This window comes from Mesorhizobium sp. M6A.T.Cr.TU.014.01.1.1, assembly GCF_004022765.1.
Taxonomy (GTDB): domain Bacteria; phylum Pseudomonadota; class Alphaproteobacteria; order Rhizobiales; family Rhizobiaceae; genus Mesorhizobium; species Mesorhizobium mediterraneum.
In genome coordinates this window covers 25,057-44,655 of record NZ_RZPG01000041.1, presented here as the reverse complement: position 1 = coordinate 44,655, position 19,599 = coordinate 25,057, and the positions used below count along the sequence as shown (strand labels likewise).

The following is a 19,599-nucleotide window of genomic DNA, read 5'->3' as shown; positions in this document are numbered from 1 at the left end:
GGCTTCTGCAGCATCTTCTCCTGTGAACCAAGCTGCGAGATCGGTGTCCCCTCCCGATCAGCCCGCGTCCTTCCCCTCCGTAGGGCGCGGCGTGGCTTGGTCATCGCTTTCCCGATGACGCGATGTCCGGCCTATTACACGAAGCAGGACAGACTTAGGTCCCGTCTCGGATCAGACCGAAGCCCAACCAAGGAACGTTTGCGGCTGCCTCAGGTTTGAGTGGACCGGGCGCAAAGAGGATCCCGTCCATCGCAAGAGATCTCACATAAAGGAGAAAGCTATGAGAATGCGTCTTTCCACTGCAGTCGCAGGGTTTCTGCTGCTGGCAGGTATCGGCGCTGCTGCCGCTCAGGACGTAATCATCGAGCCCGAGCAGGAGACCGTCGTCAGGGAATATGTGAAGAAGCAGCCGCTCGCATCGGTGAAAATCCCAGGGGTAGAGCTCAATATCGGCTCAACCCTGCCCGATACAGTCGAGCTTCATGAAGTTCCCGACACCAAATACAGTTACGTGGTGGTCGACGACCGGACCGTTGTCGTTGATCCAGGCACACGCAAGGTCATCAAAGTCATCGAATAACCTAAGCGACTGGGAGGACAGCTCGCCGTGCCGGAAGGTGCGGCGGGCAGCCAGCAACGGAGGAATGTGATCATCGTGTCGAACCGTGAGATTGGAGCATCCAAGGCACTCCGAATGCGCGTGACCGACCTCAACAAGAGGATGCGCGGCGCGCGGATTACCGAGAAGGAACTGAAGACCTTTCGAAAGGTCGCAGCCGTCATGGAGGACGGCAAGGGTAGAATTGATGCCGACGATTTGATTGCCGCATCCTTCGTCGTCGAGACGCTGGACTAACCAAGCCGCCTTTAAGATATCCAGAATGCGAGGCGCTGCAATGTCCCTCTCTCCCAGCCTATTTTCTGTTGGCCTGACTTTCCAATGCCCGCAGTGCAACTTCACCGTCATCAAGAACGGCAGTTGGTTTCAGGTCGTTTCCCATTACAAGTGCGAGGGATGCGGACGCGAGATCCGGATTACCTATCCCGACAAGATTGGTATCTTCCAGAAGCACGCGCACTTGGCCGCTCCCACGCCAGGAGCGCGGTAGATGCGGGCTGCCCCCGCGGGCGGCCCCGGGTCGGAGAGTTTGGTCAGTGTGCCGCGGCAATACTTCGCGGCCTCGGTCAGGGTTGCCTGATGGCTGCCGCGCTTGTGGATCACCTTCGACACCTGCTCCGGCGTGATGCATAATCATCGTCCGCTGACACTTTGTGGCGATCGCGGAAATCCCTCGAGATAGGAATCCCAGCATAGCCCGCGCTCCTCCTCAGAGCGCGGGCCGCAGCTCCCGATCTTCAGCGGCGGGCTAGATGGGGGATAGGCCCACCGCTCCCCATTCAACTGTTAAGCAACCGCTTATCTTCCAGGCGCGGTTCTGATCTCGCCCCGGATGTTGTTGGGAAAGATGTCCGTTTTTTCTTCCGTGATTTCGTTTTTTCTGATTGTTTGTTGCATATGCCGCTTTTGGGGGAAGCTTGGTTATGCCCGTTCAACGAAAGGCCGAGGCTGTCGGGATTTTCAATTCATCCGAGCTGGCGCTGCTTGGTCGCGTGTTCGATCGCTTGAAGGTTGACCACCAATCGGAACAACAACGTGAAGTGCTCGCGTCCCGAATTATTGCCAACTACATGGCCGGAGTGGTGGACGAGGAAGAACTTCTTTCAGCTTCCAAACAGCCGCTGGGACGGTAAGCGGCTGCGCCGCCGAATCAAACACATCCTTCCAACCGCCGGTTGGTAGACGCGACGCAGCCGGCAGCCTACGATTTTTCACGATCCGCGCACCGGGCAAGTCCCGACCCACCCCGCGCTCGGTGACCGCTTGATCGCCCCGTCGCTCTCCTGTGCGGCGGGTTTTTTTGTTTCCTATGGAAATACTGGCATTCGCGCTGAGGGCCGGGCCGGTGACCCGCAAATACGTCGGCGGTGGCATCGTCAGCGTCAATCACGAGGATTTTTGGGACAAGGGCTAAAGCGGACATCTCAGATCCCATACCTCAGGGCAATGAAGACCACCGGTGCAAAGATCAGGAAGATCGCCATTACTATAATCACGGCAAGGGCCAGGCGCTCTGTTCGCCTGACAATGGCAGCGACCTCGTCGTCGCTCGACGAGATGAGATCAACCACCGAGAAATCTGTTGGGTTAGGAGTTTGATTGTCATTTGCGGGTCGGCTTGCGACCTCATCGACATTCTGTCTGCTCTGGATAAGGGTCACAGTACTTTCCGCTGTTAGAGTGTCATATCGGGTGCCCGCCGATGATGCACGTACAGCGGGCACCCGGTGAACCACCGATGAAGGGACTTTGCTCGGCGGCCCAATACCAATGCAGTGGTAAGGTCCTGGTTGCCGGCCCTCAGCCCTCTGTCTTTGACCCAAAGACTTCAGTCTTGCCGCATCTCGGACCAAAGCCCAGCGGAGGAACGAAGTGCCCGCCGGTCCCGTTTGCCGACAGTAATAATTCAGAGATAGGAGAGGTAGTCATGGCTGACGGTCCAACCGTTGTTAACTCAGGCGGAAATGGCGCCGGTACTGCTGTCGCCGTCGTTCTCGCAATCATCGCAATCGTGATCCTGCTATTGTTCACTGGCGTTATCAACATCAATGGCGGGGGCACCGGAAAGGACATCGACGTAAAGGTCGAAGCGCCCAACGTTGAAGCGCCTACGGTCGAAGCGCCCAAGGTCGAAGCGCCAGCCGCGCCCGCTCCGGCGAAACCGGCCGAACCTGCTCCAGCCGCGCCCGCTCCGGCAGCACCTGCTAACGGCGGCTGAAGGACGCCTTCATGGGAAAGGTCCGCAACCTACAGCTCCGCTATTCGGAGGCCCGAGGCCGCGATCGTGGCGGCTTCACGGTTTGAGAGGATATCGGACGTCGGGCCTGGGCTTGATGAAAACGTTCTGTGTGGAGGGCGAGGCGTCCACACTCTGCAAAGAGCGCAGCGAACAGGAAGCCGTTCAACGGAGTTTCAATCCTTTGGCGGGAACCAGCCAAGGAACATCGAGCGCTCTGGAAACGCAGTCCAAGCGCCCCCTGGCCGCGTCCAAAGGGGATGAAGCGGCCTGTCGCGCAATGGGTCGAGCCGGTTCTGCGCCATGACATAGGTGACAGATCGCGCTGCGACACGGCGCGTGAACCCGTGTCTTTTTTCAGGTATCACCGATCGTCCGCACGCCTCGCAGATAAGATTCGCCGACGTCGCGGGCACCTCCTGTGTGCTTGCGTTCATTCCATGTCCGCAGTGAGGAGGGGCGTTGGCGGGCCGTGTTCGCCAATGGCGGGGCAGGGCGGATCTGAACGGGGCTTTTCCACGAATGACATTGATGGCTGCGGCGGCATTGCTGATCTTGATCCTGACCTATGCCGGCGTCGCAATCGGCAGGATACCTGGCTTGCGCCTCGACCGGGCAGGCATTGCTTTGCTCGGCGGCGCGGCGATGATCGCCATCGGCGCGCTCAGCCTGGAGGACGCCTACCGCGCGATCAATTTCGACACCATCACGCTGCTGCTCGGCATGATGATCGTCGTGGCGCATCTGAAAGTGTCGGGCGCCTTTCGCGCACTCGGCGCCGTCGCCATCGAGCATGCGCACGCGCCGTTCATGCTGCTGGTGATGGTGACGCTGCTGACCGGCATTCTATCAGCATTCCTGGTCAACGACGCAATCTGCCTGGTCATGGCGCCGATCGTCGTCCACGTCACCCGTGTCATCAACCGCAACCCGATTCCCTATCTGATCGCCACCGCCACGGCGTCGAATTGCGGCAGCGTCGCCACCATCACCGGCAATCCCCAGAACATGGTCATAGGCGCGCTGTCGGGGATTTCCTATCCGGCCTTCTCGGCGGCCCTGGCGCCCGTCGCCCTGTTTGGCCTCGTCGCCGTCATCGTCATCGTGCGCATCGTCTACCGGGCCGAATTCGCGCGCAAGGCCGAACTCAGCCCCGAAGTCTATCGCGGCCGCATGCTGCAGGGACAGGTGCTGAAGGCGGTGGTCGTCTGCATCGGGCTGGCGATCGCTTTCTTTGCCGGCGTGCCGGTCGCCAAGGCGGCGCTCATCGGCGGCGCCATTCTTCTGGTGACCCGCGCCATCAAGCCGGCGCGCATCTACCGCGAGATCGACGGGCCGCTGCTGTTCATGTTCGCCGGCCTGTTCATCGTCGTCGCCGGCGCCGAGAAGACGCTGCTCAGCCCTGACATCATCGCCTCGGCCAAAAACCTCGGCCTGGACGATGTCTGGCGGCTATCCGGCTTCACCGCGGTGCTGTCCAACATCATGAGCAACGTTCCGGCCGTGCTGGCGCTGCGGCCATTCATACCCGGCCTGGAAAACCCGGAGCGCGCCTGGCTGATCGTCGCGATGAGCTCGACGCTGGCCGGCAATTTCACGCTGCTCGCCTCGGTCGCCAATCTGATTGTCGCGGAGCACGCGCGGGTCTCCGGCACAACTCTGTCGTTCGCCGCCTTCTTCAAGGTCGGCCTGCCGCTGACGCTGGTCACGCTGCTTGCCGGAACGGCGTGGCTGGCGCTTGGGTTTTAGCCGGCACGGATCGTCGCGGCAGCAATCCTTCGTCAGGCGCTGTCTTGGGATCTCGCCCGAACGAGCATGGCAGCGGCGTGTCCGGCTGCCTCGATATAGTCGGGGTTGCGGTGGATCAGCATGATCGAGAACGCGCCATCCATCAGAAGGACGATTTCGCGCGCCAGGGTTTGTGGCTCCAAAATGCTGCGGCCTGACATTTCGCCGGCCAGCCATTTTTCGAAATTCGCCTTGTGTCGTGACCCGACCTTGATCGCCGGGTGTCCGGGCATGGCGGCGAGCTCCGCGGCCGTTCGCAGGAAACCACATCCTTTCCATTTGGGATGGCGTGCCACGCGTGCCAGATTGGTGAAGATCGCCTCGACCTTGCGATCGGGACCGCCTTCGGCGGCGTCGAACCAGCCGGCCATCTGCTTCAGATTCGGCTGGTCGCGGCCATCGAGATAAGCGGCGATCAGGTCGTCCTTGCTCTTGAAATGATAGTAAAGCGTGCGCTTGGTGAGGCCTGCCTTTTCGGCGACGGCATCGACGCTGACGCGGCCAATCCCTTCAGCATAGAACAGCTTCGTCGCGGCATCGACAATACGTTTGCGGGTAGGGCTGAGCTCTTGGGGTATGGGGCAATGTATACCGACTAGTGAATATACAAGCAATCGAGAGCCTGATCCTTTCCTGTTCCTGCCACCGCATGCTGGAAAGGAAGCCAAATGACCGGACTTGTCCTGAGCGAGGTTCGCGACGGGGTTGCCGTCCTGACCCTCAATCGCCCTGAAAAACTCAACGCGCTGAACTACGCCCTGATCGACCGCCTGCTGGCCATCCTCGACGCTATCGAGGTCGATGGCTCCATCCGGGCAGTCATCCTCACCGGCGCTGGCGAGCGGGCGTTCTCGGCGGGCGGCGACATCCACGAATTCTCGGCAAGCGTGGCGCTTGGCGCCGATGCCGCCTTGCGCGACTTCGTCATGCGTGGGCAGCGATTGACGGCCAGACTGGAAGCGTTCCGCAAACCCGTCATCGCCGCGGTCAACGGTCTTGCCTTCGGCGGAGGTTGCGAAATCACCGAGGCCGTGCCGCTCGCCATCGCCAGCGAACGTGCCTCGTTCGCCAAACCCGAAATCGTTCTCGCAATGCCGCCGACGTTCGGCGGAACGCAGCGCCTGCCGAGGCTGGCCGGACGCAAGCGGGCCCTCGAGTTGCTGCTGACAGGGGAGGCGTTTTCGCCGCAGCGCGCACTCGAACTCGGCCTCGTCAACCAGGTGGTTCCACATGACGACCTGATGCCGGCAGCACTTGACCTGGCTCAGCGAATTCTGCGGCATTCACAGCTGGCGGTCGCCAGCATCCTCACCGCAGTTACGCGCGGCATCAACCAGTCCATCGCGGAAGGGTTGATGGTTGAGGCCGAACAGTTCGCTCGCATGGCGCCGACCGCCGATCTGCGCGAAGGGCTCGATGCCTGGATCGCGCGCCGCGAGCCAAGCTATTCCGGTTCGTGGACGCGCACTGCTGCGGGTGAGTGAGGCACAAGGGGACATATCGCTGGAGCCGGTTCCGGAGATATTCGAGGCGTTCGATTGCGGAGAAGCCCTGATCGGACTATTTGGCGCGGGTGGGCCAGAACGCCCAGATCAGCAAAGCCGCCAAGGCCAGCCAGAGCGCCACGATAAAGAACATTCCCGTCCTGCTTTGCGGGTGTTTTTCGAGCGCGGCAGCCCGCGCTCGAAACTCGTCCATCAGCGGCGGCGGAACAAGCCTTATGGCCAGGATTACGCCGAGCGGCACGATGATCAGGTCGTCGAGATAGCCGAGCACCGGGATGAAATCCGGGATCAGGTCGATTGGGGAAAGCGCATAGGCGGCCACCATCCCCGCCACGAGTTTCGCGGACCAGGGCACCCGAGGATCGCGCGCTGCGAACCACAGGGCGACGACATCAAGCTTGATGTCGCGCGCCCGGCGCTTTGCCGTTTCCAGCCATGCTTTCATAGGGTTACTTTAGCACAGATTGTCCGCCGACGTCCGAGCGGCGGTTGCTGGTCGAAGAAAGACCTAGACTAAGGCCCGTGGCGCATCCCAAACGACGCGTGGCGCTCTAATGTTCCGACGGTTCGGTGCCGCTCGCCGGCTTCTCGCCCGAAACATAGGCGTCGAGAAAGTTCTGCGAGGCGACATCGTCGGCGAGGCTCCTCAGCTTTTCGGCCGCGGCCGCCCCCAAAATCGCCTCGACGCGCCTGTTGGCCTCGACCCACACAACATATGCCTGCTGGTATCGCGCTTTTCCGAGCGGCGTCAGCACGGCATGCTTCGTTCGCCGGTCGTGGGCATCCTGGCGGACCTCGACCAGACCGTCGCGCACAAGCGGCCGCAACGCGTGCGTCAGCGCTGAAATCTGGATCGCCAGGCGGGCGGCGAGGACCTGCAGCGTCGGCCCGTCCTCGCCATAAACGGCCCCGAGCCCGTCGATCTGGCCGAGCAGAAGCGTTTGCGTTGACGTCAGCCCGGTTGGGACGAGCGCCACGTCATACAACTGGCCAAGCCGCCGCGCCGCACGACGCAGCGACGAATTGATGCAGACGAAATCGTTCGGCATGCCGGGCGCTTCCGCGTCGGGCTCGTCCCGACTTTCGAGCGATGCAAACGATTCGACCGTTTTTCCCATCTTCACAAAATAGTTGAGTGCTGAACCATTGCAATGGGGCAGAGATTTGGCTAGTTGGTTGAGCACTCAACATTTGAGTGCTCAACTTTAGGAGATGACCCATGTCGAACTCAGCTTCCAAGCCGATCGCCGTCGTTACCGGCGCCTCCGCCGGCATCGGCGCCGTCTATGCCGACCGCCTCGCCGCCCGTGGCTATGATCTTGTGCTCGTGGCGCGACGCGCCGAACGCCTGAAAACCCTCTCAGCGGAGTTGTCGCGGGCCTATGGCGCCAAGGTCGAGGTGATCGGCGCCGACCTGACCAAAGAGGACGGCTTGGCGCGCGTCGAGAAGGTGCTCGCCACCAACCCCGCCATCACGCTGCTTGTGAACAACGCCGGCAACGGAACGCTTGGATCGACGATAAACACGTCCGACGAGAATGCCGCGTCGACGATCGCGCTCAACATCACGGCGCTGACGCGCCTGACCCGAGCGGCGCTGCCGGCATTCCTGTCGCGCAACGCCGGGGCGATAATCAATATAGCCTCGGTCATGGCGCTGCACTCGCTGCCGATCACCTCCCTCTATAGCGGCACCAAAGGCTATGTGGTGAACTTCAGCCGTGGCCTGCAGGAGGAGCTTGCCGGGACCGGCGTCAGGCTGCAGCTCGTTCTTCCAGCTGCGACCGCCACCGAATTCTACGAATTCGCCGGCATGCCGCTTTCAGCGTTCGACCCGGCAGTGGTGATGACCGCGGAAGACATGGTCGACGCGGCCCTGGCAGGGTTCGATCAGGGTGAAGCCATCACGCTGCCGTCAGTCCACGACCGTGCGCTGTGGGAAACCTACGACGCCGCCCGCGCCACCCTGTTCGCCGCGACACAAACCGGCGAACCGGCGCCTCGCTACCAGGCGGCTTGACGCCGCCGGACCGCGCTGCGCGCAGGGCGGTCTCCGCTGGCATGGCTAGGGCGACGCCACCGTCAGATGGCCTTTCATGTTGGGGTGGAAGCGGCAGAAATAGTCGACCGAACCCGCCGTCTTCAGCGTCAGGCTCGCCGCCTTCTTCGGCGGGATCATAGCCTCCCAGCCGCCCTTGACGGTCGCCGTGTGGGCGAACACGTCCTTGTTGACCCACTCGATCGTGTCGCCGACCTTCGCCTCGATGCTTGCGGGCGAAAATACAAGCTTCTCGATCGTCACCTCAATCGTGTCGGCCTTGGCTGGTGCGGCACCAATGGTTAGCGCCAAAGCAACCCACAGATGCCGTTTCGACGCCGTCGGTGCTGTTCTCATTTCAGCTTGCCGGCGACATGCTCGGCATGCTGTTGATGGCCCTGGAATAGCTTCAGGCCGGTCTCCAGCAGGCTCTTCAGTTCGGCATTCTCGGCCGAGGGGATCAGCAGGGTTTTGAGCGCGCCGTTGACCTGCTTATGGTAGGCGACCTCGTTGGCGACATAGGCCTTGTCGAAGGCGGCGCCGTCGAGTTTGGCGAGCTTGGCTCGTTCCTCGGCCGCCACCTCGGTCAGCGCCTTGCTGGTGGCGTTGTCCTCCGGCGTCAGTTTGAGCTTCTTGACCAAGTCAAGCGCTTGTTTGTTTACGGCTTCATGGTCTCGCACCATATCTTTGGCGAAATCTACAACCTCTTTGTTCTTCGATTTCTCCAGCGCTTGTTTGGCCGCCTCGACGTCAAGCACGCCGGCTGTGTAGGCGATGTGGGCGATCTGCGGGTCGGTCGGCTTGTCGGCGGCTTGCGCCAACGGCGCTGCGCTGAGCAGGAAAAGCGCTGCCAGTGCGGTGGTCGATCGAATAAACATGACGTTCTCCTTCGCCGGATGCGGTTGGCTCCGGGCATTTCAGTTGACGATGATTGGATGCCGGGCGGGGGCAAACGTTCCCGGGAATTCGGGAAAAATCAGTCTGTAAAGCCAAGCCGCTGCATCAACGCGGCGGTCAGCCGTTCACACCGGCGGCCGGCGAAGGGGAAGGCATTGAGCAGCACCGGGCCGATCTGATCGTCCAGCGCCTTGCGCACGAGGGCGCGGGCGCGGTGCAGGCGGCTCTTGACGGTTTCGGGCCGCACATCAAGCAGTTCGGCGGTCTCCTCGATGCTGAGACCCTCGATCACCCGCGCCACGAACACTGTCCGGTACACATCGGGAAGCCGATCGGTCGCCCGTTGGACAAGCTCGAGGATTTGCCGTTGCGCCATCGTCCGCTCCGGATCGTCGCTGGGATCGAGGGGAAATTTGATGATTTCGGCGTGTGGAGTTTGCGGCATGGCTACCGTTCGCCGTCTTTTGCGCAAGCGCCCAAGCGCCTCATTGATGACGATGCGCGACAGCCATGTGGCGAGCGAGGATTCCCCGCGAAAATCCCCGAGATGCGCAAAGGCCTTGACATAAGCCTCCTGCACGATGTCTTCAGCCTCGCTGTCGTTGCGAACGACGCTGCGGGCGATACGATAGAGTCGCTGGTTGTGCATCTTGATAATCGTGCGGAAGGCTCCGCCCTCCCGTGCCAGCGCGCGGCCGACAAGCTGCATCTCGCCAGCTGCGGCAGGCATGACGGTCAAGACAGCCGACATGACCGGTTTCCTCATCGCAAGCCAATCTCCTGACCGGAAGCAAATCCTCCGATCGAAACATTGGACGGCCTAGCCGGGAAAAGGTTCCCGACATTTTCCGGCAGCCGGCGGCCGGCAGCGACTACGCTACCGCTTCCGCCAGCAGCCTGTCTGCAGTTTGCGTGCGGGCCGTTGCGGCCAGCAGATCGGTCTGCGTGATCAGGCCGAGGATGCGCCTGTTGTCGTCTATGATGACGACGGCGTGGCTGCGGCCGTCGGTGAGCACGGGTAGGAGGCCCATGGCAGGCGCGCTCGCCGAGGCGGTTGCCACGGCCTTTGTCACGCTTTTCACCGTATCCGAGGCCCATGCCAGTTCTCGCAGTCCGACGGCGCCAACAAGCCTGGCCTCCGAATCGACGACCGGCAGCGTCCGGATGTTGTGGGCGAGCAGCAAATGACGTGCCTGGTCGGCGCGAGCGTGTTCATCGACCGAAATTACATGGCACGACATGATGTCCCTGCACAGCAAGGTCCGGTGCGTACGCACCATCGCTTGCAACTCCACCTGCCGCAGCAGCCGTTCGAGATCGTTGCGGTCGATGTCGAATGTCTCCTCCAAGGTGCCAAGCGCAGCATCGATGTCCTCGGGCCGGAAGCCGATACGCTCTTGAGCGGGTGGATCGATGGTGCCGTGGCTGTTTTTTGGCGCGGCCACCGTCACATGTGGATAGGTCCGTCGCGACAACTTGTGAAAGCCGTATCCGAGCGCGACGAGCACGATCGAGTTCAAGGCCACCGGCACGAAAGGAAACAGGAAGCCGGCACCGATGACGGCCGGTCCGCCGATCACAGCCGTCAGGGCGGCAGCCCCACCTGGTGGATGCAGGCAGCGGGTGAACGACATGGCGGCTATGGCCAATGACACCGCAATGCCCATCGCAAGGATGGGCTCATGCACGAAATACGCCACGAGCACGCCGACGAGCGCCGATATGGTGTTGCCGCCAATGATCGACCAGGGTTGCGCCAACGGGCTCGCCGGCACCGCGAACAAAAGCACGGCCGAGGCACCCATCGGCGCCACGAGCAGCGGCACATGCGGGCCGCTACCGAGCACCAGACCGCTGATCGCGCCGGTCAACGCAATGCCGATCGTCGCACCGATACAGGCGATGATCCGCTCGCGCAGCGTAGCGCCGGCAAGTATTGGGACAAAGAGGCGAAAGGCCATGGTACTGACAACTCTGGTGGCGAAACTGGGTTTGGGACGTGCCGCTTGCGGCTGATGGCCTCGCAATGAGGCCAGAATGTTGGATTTGAAAGCCAAACCGATCCGGAAAATCACAGCTTCGGGAAATAATCTTGCTGATGCGGCCGAGACCCGGCGCATGCAGGGCCGCTGCGGCGGCAGTTCCCCGCTTATGCCGCCTTCGCCGCGGCGAGACCGCGCGCAAGATCGGCCTTGAGGTCATCGACGTCCTCGAGCCCAATCTGCAGGCGCACCAGCGGGCCGTCATAAGGGCCCTTGGCGACGACGCGGTCGCCGAGGAAGACCGGCACCGCAAGGCTCTCATAGCCGCCCCAGGAATAGCCGAGGCCGAATATCCTGAGCGCGTCGAGGAAGGCATGCTGCTGTTTCTGGCCGCCGCCCGCAAGGACGATCGAAAAAATGCCGCTTGAGCCGCAGAAGTCGCGCTTCCAGAGATCATGGTCGGGATGGCTGGGAAGCGCTGGATGCAGCACGCGCCCCACGCCCGGCTGGCCCTCCAGCCAGCCGGCGATATCAAGTGCGCTGCGCTGATGATGGTCGAGGCGCACGCCCATGGTGCGCAGGCCGCGCAGCACCTGATAGACGTCGTCCGGCCCGGCGCAGCAGCCCATCGTGTAGAAGGTCTCGCAAAGCTGTTTCCAGCAGGCCTTGTTGGCCGACGCGGTGCCGAGCAGCACGTCGGAATGGCCGGCCGGATATTTCGTCGCCGCATGGATCGAGATGTCGACGCCGTGGTCGAGCGGGCGGAAGTAGAGCGGCGTCGCCCAGGTATTGTCCATCATGACGATCGCGCCGGCGGCGTGTGCCGCGCTGGCGATGGCCGGTATGTCCTGCACCTCGAAAGTGTTAGAGGCCGGCGATTCGGTGAACACGACCCTGGTGTTGGACTTGATCAGCGCCGCTATGCCGGCACCGGCATGCGGATCGTAATACTCGACGTCAACGCCCAGGCGCTTCAGCATCGTGTCGGCGAAATTGCGGGTCGGGTGATAGACGGAATCGACGATCAGGACATGGTCGCCCGCCGACAGGAAGGCTAGCAGCGGCACCGTCACTGCCGCCAGGCCAGACGGCACCACAATTGTGCCGGCCGAGCCTTCCAGCCCGTCGATGGCGCTGGCAAGCGCGTCGGTGGTCGGCGTGCCGCGCGTGCCGTAGGTGTATTTCTGGCTGCGTGCCGCCATCGTCGCCGCATTGGGATAGAGCACGGTCGAGGCATGCACCACCGGCGGATTGACGAAGCCGAAATAGTCGTGCGGATTGTTGCCCGAGTGGGCAAGCCGCGTGTTGATGCCCATTTCGTTGCCGTCTTTTGTCATTCGCTTCGCCTCTGATCAAGCGCTAGCCATAGTGCGGCGGCATTGGCCGCGCAACCGCCCGACGCTCGCCAGGCGGCGGTCTTTGGATGTGCCAATTGATCCATGACAACCCTGTAAAGCGCAGCCTTCCGAAGGCGGATTTCAAAAGGCCCAGCCCGATTTGCGTTGACCGGATTTTGCCGGCTTTGTTCGCACTGCTGACTAATATCCAGGCGCGTTTGTCTGCAATTCGGGCATTTGCGGCAAATGGTTTTCAAACTCTTTCGGTTTCGGTCATTTTCCTTGACCTCACAGGAATAATCGCCTTCGATGCAGTTCGTGAATGGGAGGCAGCGCGTCGGTTGCGATGCGGGGTTCCGGGAATGGGCCGGAACGGGAAGCTGCATTCACACCGAAAAAAAGTCAGGTTCGCCTGAAAAAAACAGAAAAGGGTCTGTGGGTTATGAAACACATTGCAATTGGCATTCTGGGCGCCGCCGCGCTTGGGTTGGTGGCTTCGGCCGCGTCGGCGGCCACGCTCGACGACGTCAAGGCCAAGGGCTTCATCCAATGTGGCGTCTCGACCGGTCTGGCCGGCTTCTCGGCGCCGGATGACAAGGGCGACTGGCAAGGCATCGATGCGGATTTCTGCCGCGCTGTCGCGGCCGCCGTTTTTGGCGATGGCACCAAGGTCAAGTTCACGCCGCTCAGCGCCAAGGAACGCTTCACCGCACTACAGTCAGGCGAGATCGACATCCTGTCGCGCAACACCACCTGGACCATCAACCGCGATACGGCGCTTGGGCTGAACTTCGTCGGTGTCACCTACTATGACGGCCAGGGCTTCATGATCAACGCCAAGAAGCTGCCGGGCGTGAATTCCGCGCTGCAGCTTTCGGGCGCGGCGGTCTGCGTGCAGAGCGGCACCACGACCGAGCTCAACCTTGCCGACTATTTCAAGTCGAACAAGATGGAGTACAACCCCGTCGTCTTCGAAAAGCTGGAAGAGGTCAACGCCGCCTATGACGCCGGCCGTTGCGACGTCTACACCACCGACCAGTCCGGCCTCTACGGCATCCGCCTGACGCTCGGCGCACCCGCCGACCACGTCGTGCTGCCCGAGATCATCTCCAAGGAACCGCTCGGACCGGCCGTGCGCCAGGGCGACGACCAGTGGTACCACATCGTCAAATGGACCTATTTCGCGCTATTGCAGGCAGAGGAACTCGGCATCACCAAGGCCAATGTCGAGGAGATGAAGGCCTCGGACAATCCCGAGATCAAGCGCGTGCTCGGCCAGGAAGCAGACACCAAGATCGGCACCGATCTCGGCGTCTCCAACGACTGGGTCGTCAACATCGTCAAGGCAGTTGGCAATTACGGCGAAATGTTCGAACGCAATGTCGGTTCGGGCAGCCCGCTGAAGATCGCGCGCGGCATCAACGCGTTGTGGACCAAGGGCGGCCTGCAATACGCTCCGCCGATCCGCTGATCGAAATGTGATCCGGAAGGCAGCTTTCCTGCCTTCCGGTTTCTCTTTCCAGGGGATGGTCGAATGGCATCGCAGGAAATTCTTCGCGAGGAGCCAAGCCGCGGCTCCTTTATCAATGATCCGAAGGTCCGCGGCATATTCTTCCAGGCGGTGGTCGTCATCGTGCTGGTGGCGTTGGTCTGGTGGATCGTCCAAAACACCATCGACAATCTGACGCGCCTGCGCATTGCATCAGGCTTCGGCTTCCTCAGGGGCCGCGCCGGCTTCGACATCAGTGACAGCGCCATCGCCTATTCGTCGGATTCGACCTATGGCCGCGCCATTGTGGTCGGCTTCATCAACACGCTCATCGTTGCCGGCGCCGGCATAATCACCGCCACCATCATTGGCTTCATCCTCGGCATCGGCCGGCTTTCGCACAACTGGCTGATCCGCAAGATCTGCATGGTCTATGTCGAGGTCTTCCGCAACATCCCGCCGCTGCTGGTCATCTTCTTCTGGTATTCCGGCGTGCTTTCGGTGCTGCCGCCGCCGCGCGAAAGCATCAATTTGCCATTCGGCTCTTTTCTCAACCAGCGCGGCTTCTACTTTTTGCGTCCGATCTGGGGCGAAGGCTCCTGGCTGATCCTGGTCGCTCTGCTTCTCGGCATTGCCATGGCGTGGTTCGTCGCCCGCAAGGCGCGTCAGCGGCAGATGGCGACCGGCCAGCAATTCCCGGTGTTCTGGACATCGGCGGCTTTGATCACCGGCTTGCCGTTGCTGGCCTACGCGCTGAGCGGCTTCCCGCTGAGCTTCGATTACCCAAAGCAATCGACCTTCAACCTGACTGGCGGCTTTCAGGTCAAGCCGGAGTTCCTGTCGCTCTATTTGGCGCTGTCCTTCTATACGGCGGCCTTCATCGCCGAAATCGTTCGGGCCGGCATCATGGGCGTCAGCAAGGGTCAGACCGAGGCGGCCGGCGCGCTCGGGCTTCGCCCGGGATCGATCCTGCGGCTTGTCGTCATCCCGCAAGCCATGCGCATCGTCATTCCGCCGCTGACCAGCCAGTATCTGAACCTGACCAAGAACTCTTCGCTCGCCATCGCCATCGGCTACCCCGACCTGACGGCGACGACCGGCACGGTGCTGAACCAGACCGGCCAGGCGATCGAGTGCGTGCTGATCATGATGGTGGTCTATCTCGCGCTCAGCCTGTTGACGTCGGCGATCATGAACGTGGTCAACGCCAGAATGGCGCTGGTGGAGAGGTAGGGACATGCAGGAGCACGACCTTTCCTTCGTCCGCGTCGAAATGGCGCTGGCACAGTCGGCGCCGCCAAGCGAGCGCGGCCTGGGCGCCTGGATACGTAAGAACCTGATTGCTTCGGCCGGCGACACGATCTTGACCATCATCGGCATCGTGCTGGTCGCGATGATCCTGCCGCAATTGATCAGCTGGGCCTTCATCAACGCCCAATGGACCGGCACGGACCGCACCTTTTGCGCCACGGTGGCGCAGGGCGGCATCCAGCCGGACGGCTGGTCCGGAGCCTGTTGGGCCTTCGTCAACGCCAAGTTCGGCCAGTTCATGTTCGGCCGTTATCCGATCGATGAGCGCTGGCGGCCGATCCTGGTCGCCATCCTGTTCGTGGCATTTCTGGTGCCGCTGCTCATCCCGAAGGTGCCGCGCAAGGGGCTGAACGCCATCTTGTTCTTCGGCGCGCTGCCGATCTTTGCCTTCATCCTGCTGGTTGGCGGCGTGTTCGGCCTGCCGCATGTCGAAACCTCGCTGTGGGGCGGGCTTCTGGTTACGCTCAGCCTGTCCTTCGTCGGCATTGCCGTGTCGCTGCCGCTCGGCATCGTGCTTGCGCTGGGCCGGCGATCGAAGATGCCGATCGTCAAGATGCTGTGCGTCATCTTCATCGAGACGGTGCGCGGCATCCCGCTGATCACCGTCCTGTTCATGGCAAGCGTCATGCTGCCGCTGTTCCTGCCGGCCGGCGTCAGCTTCGACAAGTTTCTCAGGGCACTGATCGGCGTGTCGCTGTTTGCCGCTGCCTATATGGCCGAAGTGGTGCGCGGCGGCCTGCAGGCGATCCCCAAGGGCCAGTATGAGGGGGCGGATTCGCTCGGCCTCGGCTACTGGCAGAAGATGGGCCTGATCGTGCTGCCGCAGGCGCTGAAGTTGGTCATTCCGGGCATCGTCAACACCTTCATCGGCATGTTCAAGGATACCAGCCTGGTTTCAATTATCTCGATGTTCGACCTGCTCGGCGTCGTCAAACAGAATTTTTCCGACGCCAACTGGGCAACGCCGCAGACGGCCAGGTCCGGCCTGGTGTTCGCTGCCTTCGTCTTTTGGCTGTTCTGTTTCGGCATGTCGCGCTATTCGATGTTCACGGAACGCCGGCTCGACACCAGCTACAAACGCTAAGAACAAAAAAGGGAACCTTCCATGGCCACAGAAAATGCAGTCAGCGCGGAAGAGATCAAGGTCAATGCCGCCAAGATGCAGGTTTCCACCACCGATGTCGCCATCGACATCATCGCCATGCACAAATGGTACGGCGAATTCCATGTCCTGAAGGACATCAACCTGAAGGTGATGCGCGGCGAGCGGATCGTCATTTGCGGCCCTTCGGGCTCCGGCAAATCGACGATGATCCGCTGCATCAACCGGCTGGAAGAGCACCAGAAGGGCAAAATCTTCGTCGACGGCAAGGAATTGACCAACGATCTGAAAAAAATCGACGAGGTGCGCCGCGAGGTCGGCATGGTGTTCCAGCACTTCAATCTGTTCCCGCATTTGACCATCCTGGAAAACTGCACGCTGGCGCCGATCTGGGTGCGCAAGACGCCGAAGAAGCAGGCCGAGGAAATCGCCATGCACTTCCTCACGCGCGTCAAGATCCCGGAACAGGCCAACAAATATCCCGGCCAGCTTTCCGGCGGCCAGCAGCAGCGCGTGGCCATCGCCCGCTCGCTGTGCATGAACCCGCGCATCATGCTGTTCGACGAGCCGACCTCGGCGCTCGATCCGGAAATGATCAAGGAAGTGCTGGAGACGATGGTCGGCCTCGCCGAAGAGGGCATGACCATGCTCTGCGTCACCCACGAGATGGGCTTTGCCCGCAAGGTCGCCAACCGGGTGATCTTCATGGATCAGGGCCAGATCGTCGAGCAGAACACGCCAGCCGAGTTCTTCGACCATCCACGCCACGAGCGCACAAAACTGTTCCTGTCGCAGATCCTGCACTGATCGCTCTCGCGCAAATCAAAAGAGCCCGGCCGAAACCCGGCCGGGCTCTTTTGCGTCTGAGCTGTCAGCCGGCGATCGCGCCCCGATTGCAAGGCCGTCGCTCATGAAAAAGCTGTCCTTCATGAAAAAGCTCGGGCGTTTTCTCGCCATTCTGGTGGTGGCAATCGTGCTCGCCGTGGTGCTGGGCACATTCATTCCACGGCCGCTCTTGCCGGCGGCGGCCGCCGATCCTATCGCCAGCAGGCACATCCTGGTGCTGAAAAACCCGATCCACACCGATATCGCCATTCCGGTCGATGACGACGTGCGCAAGCGCTTCCATTTCCTGGTCGATGGCGGCATTCCCGCCGACATGGCCGAGGTCCGCTACATCGTCTTCGGCTGGGGCGGGCGCGCCTTCTATCTGGAGACGCCGACCTGGTCGGAGCTGAAGGCCATGCCGGTGATGAAGGCGCTGACCCGTGACGCTTCGGTGATGCATATCGATGTCGCCGGCAACATTGCCGAGCCGCACCCCGACGTTGCCGGCTTCGACGTCGGCGAGGAGCGTTTTGCGGCGTTGCTCGACTTCATCGCCGCGAGTTTCCAGCAAGGGCCGAACGGCCCGATCCCGATCGAGAACGCCGCCTATTCCAGGTTCGACCGCTTCTACGAAGCCAACGGCCATTTCAACGCGCTGGTCGGCTGCAACACCTGGACCGCGGCTGCTCTGCGTATCGCCGGCCTGCGGACAGGCTGGTGGAATCCGCTGCCGGCCACGCTGGACCTATCGATGCGGATTTATAATTGATGCCTGGCGCTATTGGCCGCCAGAGTCCGGCGCCTGCCAGCCATAGAGCCAGTCCAAATCCGCCGCGAGCTTTTCGGGCGAGCGCAGCTTCAGGAACAGGTTGCGCGCGACCGCCACCGGCCCGGAAGCGTGCCAGGCAAAGCGGTTGACGGCGCCGCGGCGGGCGACTTTGGCAATGCGCGGCCGCCGCATTTTTTCCCAGGCAGCAAGCGCGCCCCATGGATCGGCGGGCGAGGCGGCGACAAAGCCGGCAAGGGTCGCGGCATCCTCGATCGCCATCGCCGCGCCCTGCGCCGCAAACGGCGTCATCGCATGCGCCGCATCACCGATCAGCGCGATGCCGGCGGGCGTCGTCCATGGCTGTGCCTGGTCGACAGTATGGATCGGCCATGCCGTCCACAGGCCGGCATCCTCGGCAAGCCGGGCCAGTGCTGCCGCCGTGCCACGCATGGCGCCGACGAGGATTTCGGGGTCGGCGTGGCCCGACCAGCCCTCGGCGATGATCTCGCCCCTGGTGAAGGCGGCCAGATTGAACGCCGCGCCATTGCTGACCGGATAGGCGACGAGGTGGAAGCCGGGATGCAGGAAGGCGGTCACGCAATTGGCGGCGCCAACCGCCGCAACGGCTTCTCCCGCGACACTGTCTGCGCTGACCGTCGCGCGCCAGGCAAGCTCGCCCGAAAACCGGCTTTGGGCGGCAAATCCGCCAAAAGCACGGATCGCCGACCAGACGCCGTCGGCACCGATCAGCAGAAAGCCGTCGGCTTCGATGGTCTTGCCGGCAATCTCGACTGTTGCCGTGGTATGGTGTGGTCCTGCCGCGACGCCGCCGACGCGCGCTCCGGTGACGAGACTGATGTCCGGCTGTTCGGCAAGGCGCGCCATCAGCGCCTCTTGCAGATCAGCCCGATGAGCGACGAGATAGGGCGCCTGCCAGCGCCTTTCGGCTGCTTCGCCAAGCGGCACCCGCGCCAGCTCGCGCAGCGTGGCGGCGTCCTTGAGCACGACCGCCTCCGGCCGCACCGCCGCCGGCAACAGCCGGTCGAGCACGCCGAGCTGGCGAAGGATGCGCGTCGCGTTGGGTGAGAGCTGGATGCCGGCGCCGGCCGCTTCGAGGCGCGGCGCCTGCTCAAACAGCCGCACCAGATAGCCGCGCTCGGAAAATGCCAGCGCCGCAGTCAGTCCGGCGACGCCGGCTCCGACGATGACGACCTGCCCGGACCGCGTGTCGTCCATAGGGATGACGTGCGCGTCAGGCGGCCTGGTCGATATACAGGCATCCCGCAGGCTGCGTTTCCGTCGCCTTCAGCTTTGGCGAATAGCGATAAAGCGTCGAGCAATAGGGGCAGACCTTTTCATTGTCGTCGCCCATGTCGAGAAACACATGCGGATGGTCGAAAGGCGGGTTGGCGCCGGTGCACATGAATTCCTTGACGCCGATGTCGATCGCCGCATAGCCCGCATCGTTCTGGAAATGGGGAATGGAACCGGCTGCCATCGTCGTCTCCTAAATTTGCCGCATGACCTCGGATCATGCGCAAAATCAAAATTCTACCGCGTCCTTTGCGCGTCCAAAGGACGCGCTGCGCTGTACCTGGATTGCATCTGGATCATAAGCTGTCTCTTTGCAAGATCGATGAAATCAAACTGTCGTAAAAGCCTGTCACAGGATAAGCTAAGCCGGTTAAGGCATGGCCG

At 62.1% G+C, this 19,599-nt stretch carries 25 protein-coding genes; 13 read left to right on the top strand and 12 right to left on the bottom strand.

Annotated elements, in window-relative coordinates; all coding sequences use genetic code 11:
- Nucleotides 1-280 precede the first annotated feature (280 nt).
- Together EN885_RS31140 and EN885_RS31135 are read left to right on the top strand one after the other, a co-directional pair.
- Complete coding sequence (locus EN885_RS31140; RefSeq protein WP_126107088.1) at nt 281-580, top strand: DUF1236 domain-containing protein; 300 nt, start codon at nt 281-283, stop codon at nt 578-580.
- A gap of 75 nt (nt 581-655) precedes the next feature.
- The gene (locus tag EN885_RS31135; protein ID WP_095489328.1) at nt 656-856 is read left to right on the top strand and encodes a hypothetical protein; all 201 of its coding nucleotides are present in this window, start codon (nt 656-658) and stop codon (nt 854-856) included.
- 58 nt (nt 857-914) lie between these two features.
- On the opposite strand, the gene EN885_RS33730 is transcribed toward EN885_RS31135, so the two are convergent.
- Complete coding sequence (locus EN885_RS33730) at nt 915-1,079, bottom strand: hypothetical protein (protein WP_164547239.1); 165 nt, start codon at nt 1,077-1,079, stop codon at nt 915-917.
- Between the two features lie 463 nt (nt 1,080-1,542).
- Between EN885_RS33730 and EN885_RS31125 the strand changes: the two genes are divergently transcribed.
- Nucleotides 1,543-1,752, top strand: coding sequence for a hypothetical protein (locus EN885_RS31125; protein WP_127295191.1), 210 nt, complete (start codon nt 1,543-1,545; stop codon nt 1,750-1,752).
- Between the two features lie 291 nt (nt 1,753-2,043).
- On the opposite strand, the gene EN885_RS31120 is transcribed toward EN885_RS31125, so the two are convergent.
- The gene (locus EN885_RS31120) at nt 2,044-2,280 is read right to left on the bottom strand and encodes a hypothetical protein (protein WP_126107085.1); all 237 of its coding nucleotides are present in this window, start codon (nt 2,278-2,280) and stop codon (nt 2,044-2,046) included.
- Nucleotides 2,281-2,546: 266 nt separating this feature from the next.
- Between EN885_RS31120 and EN885_RS31115 the strand changes: the two genes are divergently transcribed.
- Both EN885_RS31115 and EN885_RS31110 read left to right on the top strand, forming a co-directional pair.
- Entirely contained in the window at nt 2,547-2,837 is a 291-nt protein-coding gene (locus EN885_RS31115; protein ID WP_126107084.1) for a hypothetical protein, read from the top strand.
- A 540-nt stretch (nt 2,838-3,377) separates the two neighbouring features.
- The gene (locus EN885_RS31110; protein WP_128243997.1) at nt 3,378-4,604 is read left to right on the top strand and encodes an anion transporter; all 1,227 of its coding nucleotides are present in this window, start codon (nt 3,378-3,380) and stop codon (nt 4,602-4,604) included.
- Nucleotides 4,605-4,636: 32 nt separating this feature from the next.
- Here EN885_RS31110 and EN885_RS31105 read toward each other — a convergent pair whose 3' ends face one another.
- On the bottom strand, nt 4,637-5,221 hold the full coding sequence (locus EN885_RS31105) for a TetR/AcrR family transcriptional regulator (RefSeq protein WP_126107081.1): 585 nt from the start codon (nt 5,219-5,221) through the stop codon (nt 4,637-4,639).
- 90 nt (nt 5,222-5,311) lie between these two features.
- On the opposite strand from EN885_RS31105, the gene EN885_RS31100 reads away from it, so the two are divergent.
- Nucleotides 5,312-6,127 carry a crotonase/enoyl-CoA hydratase family protein gene (locus EN885_RS31100; RefSeq protein ID WP_095489310.1) on the top strand — a complete coding sequence of 272 codons (816 nt, stop codon included), beginning with the start codon at nt 5,312-5,314 and terminating at the stop codon, nt 6,125-6,127.
- 76 nt (nt 6,128-6,203) lie between these two features.
- On the opposite strand, the gene EN885_RS31095 is transcribed toward EN885_RS31100, so the two are convergent.
- Together EN885_RS31095 and EN885_RS31090 are read right to left on the bottom strand one after the other, a co-directional pair.
- Complete coding sequence (locus EN885_RS31095) at nt 6,204-6,593, bottom strand: YkvA family protein (RefSeq protein ID WP_127295195.1); 390 nt, start codon at nt 6,591-6,593, stop codon at nt 6,204-6,206.
- 106 nt (nt 6,594-6,699) lie between these two features.
- Nucleotides 6,700-7,197: a MarR family transcriptional regulator gene (locus EN885_RS31090; protein WP_245465688.1), complete on the bottom strand. Its 498-nt coding sequence runs from the start codon at nt 7,195-7,197 to the stop codon at nt 6,700-6,702.
- A gap of 170 nt (nt 7,198-7,367) precedes the next feature.
- On the opposite strand from EN885_RS31090, the gene EN885_RS31085 reads away from it, so the two are divergent.
- A complete protein-coding gene (locus EN885_RS31085; RefSeq protein WP_126107080.1) occupies nt 7,368-8,168 on the top strand; it encodes an SDR family oxidoreductase in 801 nt (266 codons plus the stop codon).
- A 45-nt stretch (nt 8,169-8,213) separates the two neighbouring features.
- Here the strand turns inward: EN885_RS31085 and EN885_RS31080 are convergent, their stop codons facing one another.
- The 5 genes from EN885_RS31080 to EN885_RS31060 form a co-directional block, all read right to left on the bottom strand.
- Nucleotides 8,214-8,543 carry a cupredoxin family copper-binding protein gene (locus EN885_RS31080; protein WP_128243999.1) on the bottom strand — a complete coding sequence of 110 codons (330 nt, stop codon included), beginning with the start codon at nt 8,541-8,543 and terminating at the stop codon, nt 8,214-8,216.
- Nucleotides 8,540-9,064, bottom strand: coding sequence for a DUF4142 domain-containing protein (locus EN885_RS31075; RefSeq protein ID WP_128244000.1), 525 nt, complete (start codon nt 9,062-9,064; stop codon nt 8,540-8,542). The genes EN885_RS31080 and EN885_RS31075 overlap by 4 nt, the downstream gene beginning before the upstream one ends.
- 98 nt (nt 9,065-9,162) lie before the next feature.
- A complete protein-coding gene (locus EN885_RS31070; protein ID WP_095489327.1) occupies nt 9,163-9,834 on the bottom strand; it encodes an RNA polymerase sigma factor in 672 nt (223 codons plus the stop codon).
- Nucleotides 9,835-9,955: 121 nt separating this feature from the next.
- A complete protein-coding gene (locus tag EN885_RS31065; protein WP_126107077.1) occupies nt 9,956-11,044 on the bottom strand; it encodes an HPP family protein in 1,089 nt (362 codons plus the stop codon).
- 188 nt (nt 11,045-11,232) lie between these two features.
- Entirely contained in the window at nt 11,233-12,402 is a 1,170-nt protein-coding gene (locus tag EN885_RS31060; protein ID WP_095489303.1) for a cystathionine beta-lyase, read from the bottom strand.
- A gap of 95 nt (nt 12,403-12,497) precedes the next feature.
- Between EN885_RS31060 and EN885_RS31055 the strand changes: the two genes are divergently transcribed.
- The 6 genes from EN885_RS31055 (at nt 12,498) to EN885_RS31030 (ending at nt 17,901) form a co-directional block, all read left to right on the top strand.
- Nucleotides 12,498-12,818, top strand: a complete 321-nt coding sequence (locus tag EN885_RS31055; RefSeq protein ID WP_128244001.1) for a hypothetical protein — start codon at nt 12,498-12,500, stop codon at nt 12,816-12,818.
- Nucleotides 12,819-12,844: 26 nt separating this feature from the next.
- On the top strand, nt 12,845-13,873 hold the full coding sequence (locus tag EN885_RS31050) for an amino acid ABC transporter substrate-binding protein (RefSeq protein ID WP_095489302.1): 1,029 nt from the start codon (nt 12,845-12,847) through the stop codon (nt 13,871-13,873).
- Nucleotides 13,874-13,936: 63 nt separating this feature from the next.
- Complete coding sequence (locus tag EN885_RS31045) at nt 13,937-15,124, top strand: amino acid ABC transporter permease (RefSeq protein ID WP_095489301.1); 1,188 nt, start codon at nt 13,937-13,939, stop codon at nt 15,122-15,124.
- Between the two features lie 4 nt (nt 15,125-15,128).
- Complete coding sequence (locus tag EN885_RS31040) at nt 15,129-16,286, top strand: amino acid ABC transporter permease (protein WP_095489300.1); 1,158 nt, start codon at nt 15,129-15,131, stop codon at nt 16,284-16,286.
- A 21-nt stretch (nt 16,287-16,307) separates the two neighbouring features.
- Nucleotides 16,308-17,111: an amino acid ABC transporter ATP-binding protein gene (locus EN885_RS31035; protein WP_095489299.1), complete on the top strand. Its 804-nt coding sequence runs from the start codon at nt 16,308-16,310 to the stop codon at nt 17,109-17,111.
- A gap of 121 nt (nt 17,112-17,232) precedes the next feature.
- Entirely contained in the window at nt 17,233-17,901 is a 669-nt protein-coding gene (locus EN885_RS31030; protein WP_095489326.1) for a TIGR02117 family protein, read from the top strand.
- A gap of 9 nt (nt 17,902-17,910) precedes the next feature.
- Here the strand turns inward: EN885_RS31030 and EN885_RS31025 are convergent, their stop codons facing one another.
- Together EN885_RS31025 and EN885_RS31020 are read right to left on the bottom strand one after the other, a co-directional pair.
- Nucleotides 17,911-19,137, bottom strand: a complete 1,227-nt coding sequence (locus tag EN885_RS31025) for an FAD-dependent monooxygenase (RefSeq protein ID WP_127205416.1) — start codon at nt 19,135-19,137, stop codon at nt 17,911-17,913.
- Nucleotides 19,138-19,153: 16 nt separating this feature from the next.
- Nucleotides 19,154-19,399 carry a zinc-finger domain-containing protein gene (locus EN885_RS31020; protein WP_095489297.1) on the bottom strand — a complete coding sequence of 82 codons (246 nt, stop codon included), beginning with the start codon at nt 19,397-19,399 and terminating at the stop codon, nt 19,154-19,156.
- Nucleotides 19,400-19,599: the final 200 nt, after the last annotated feature.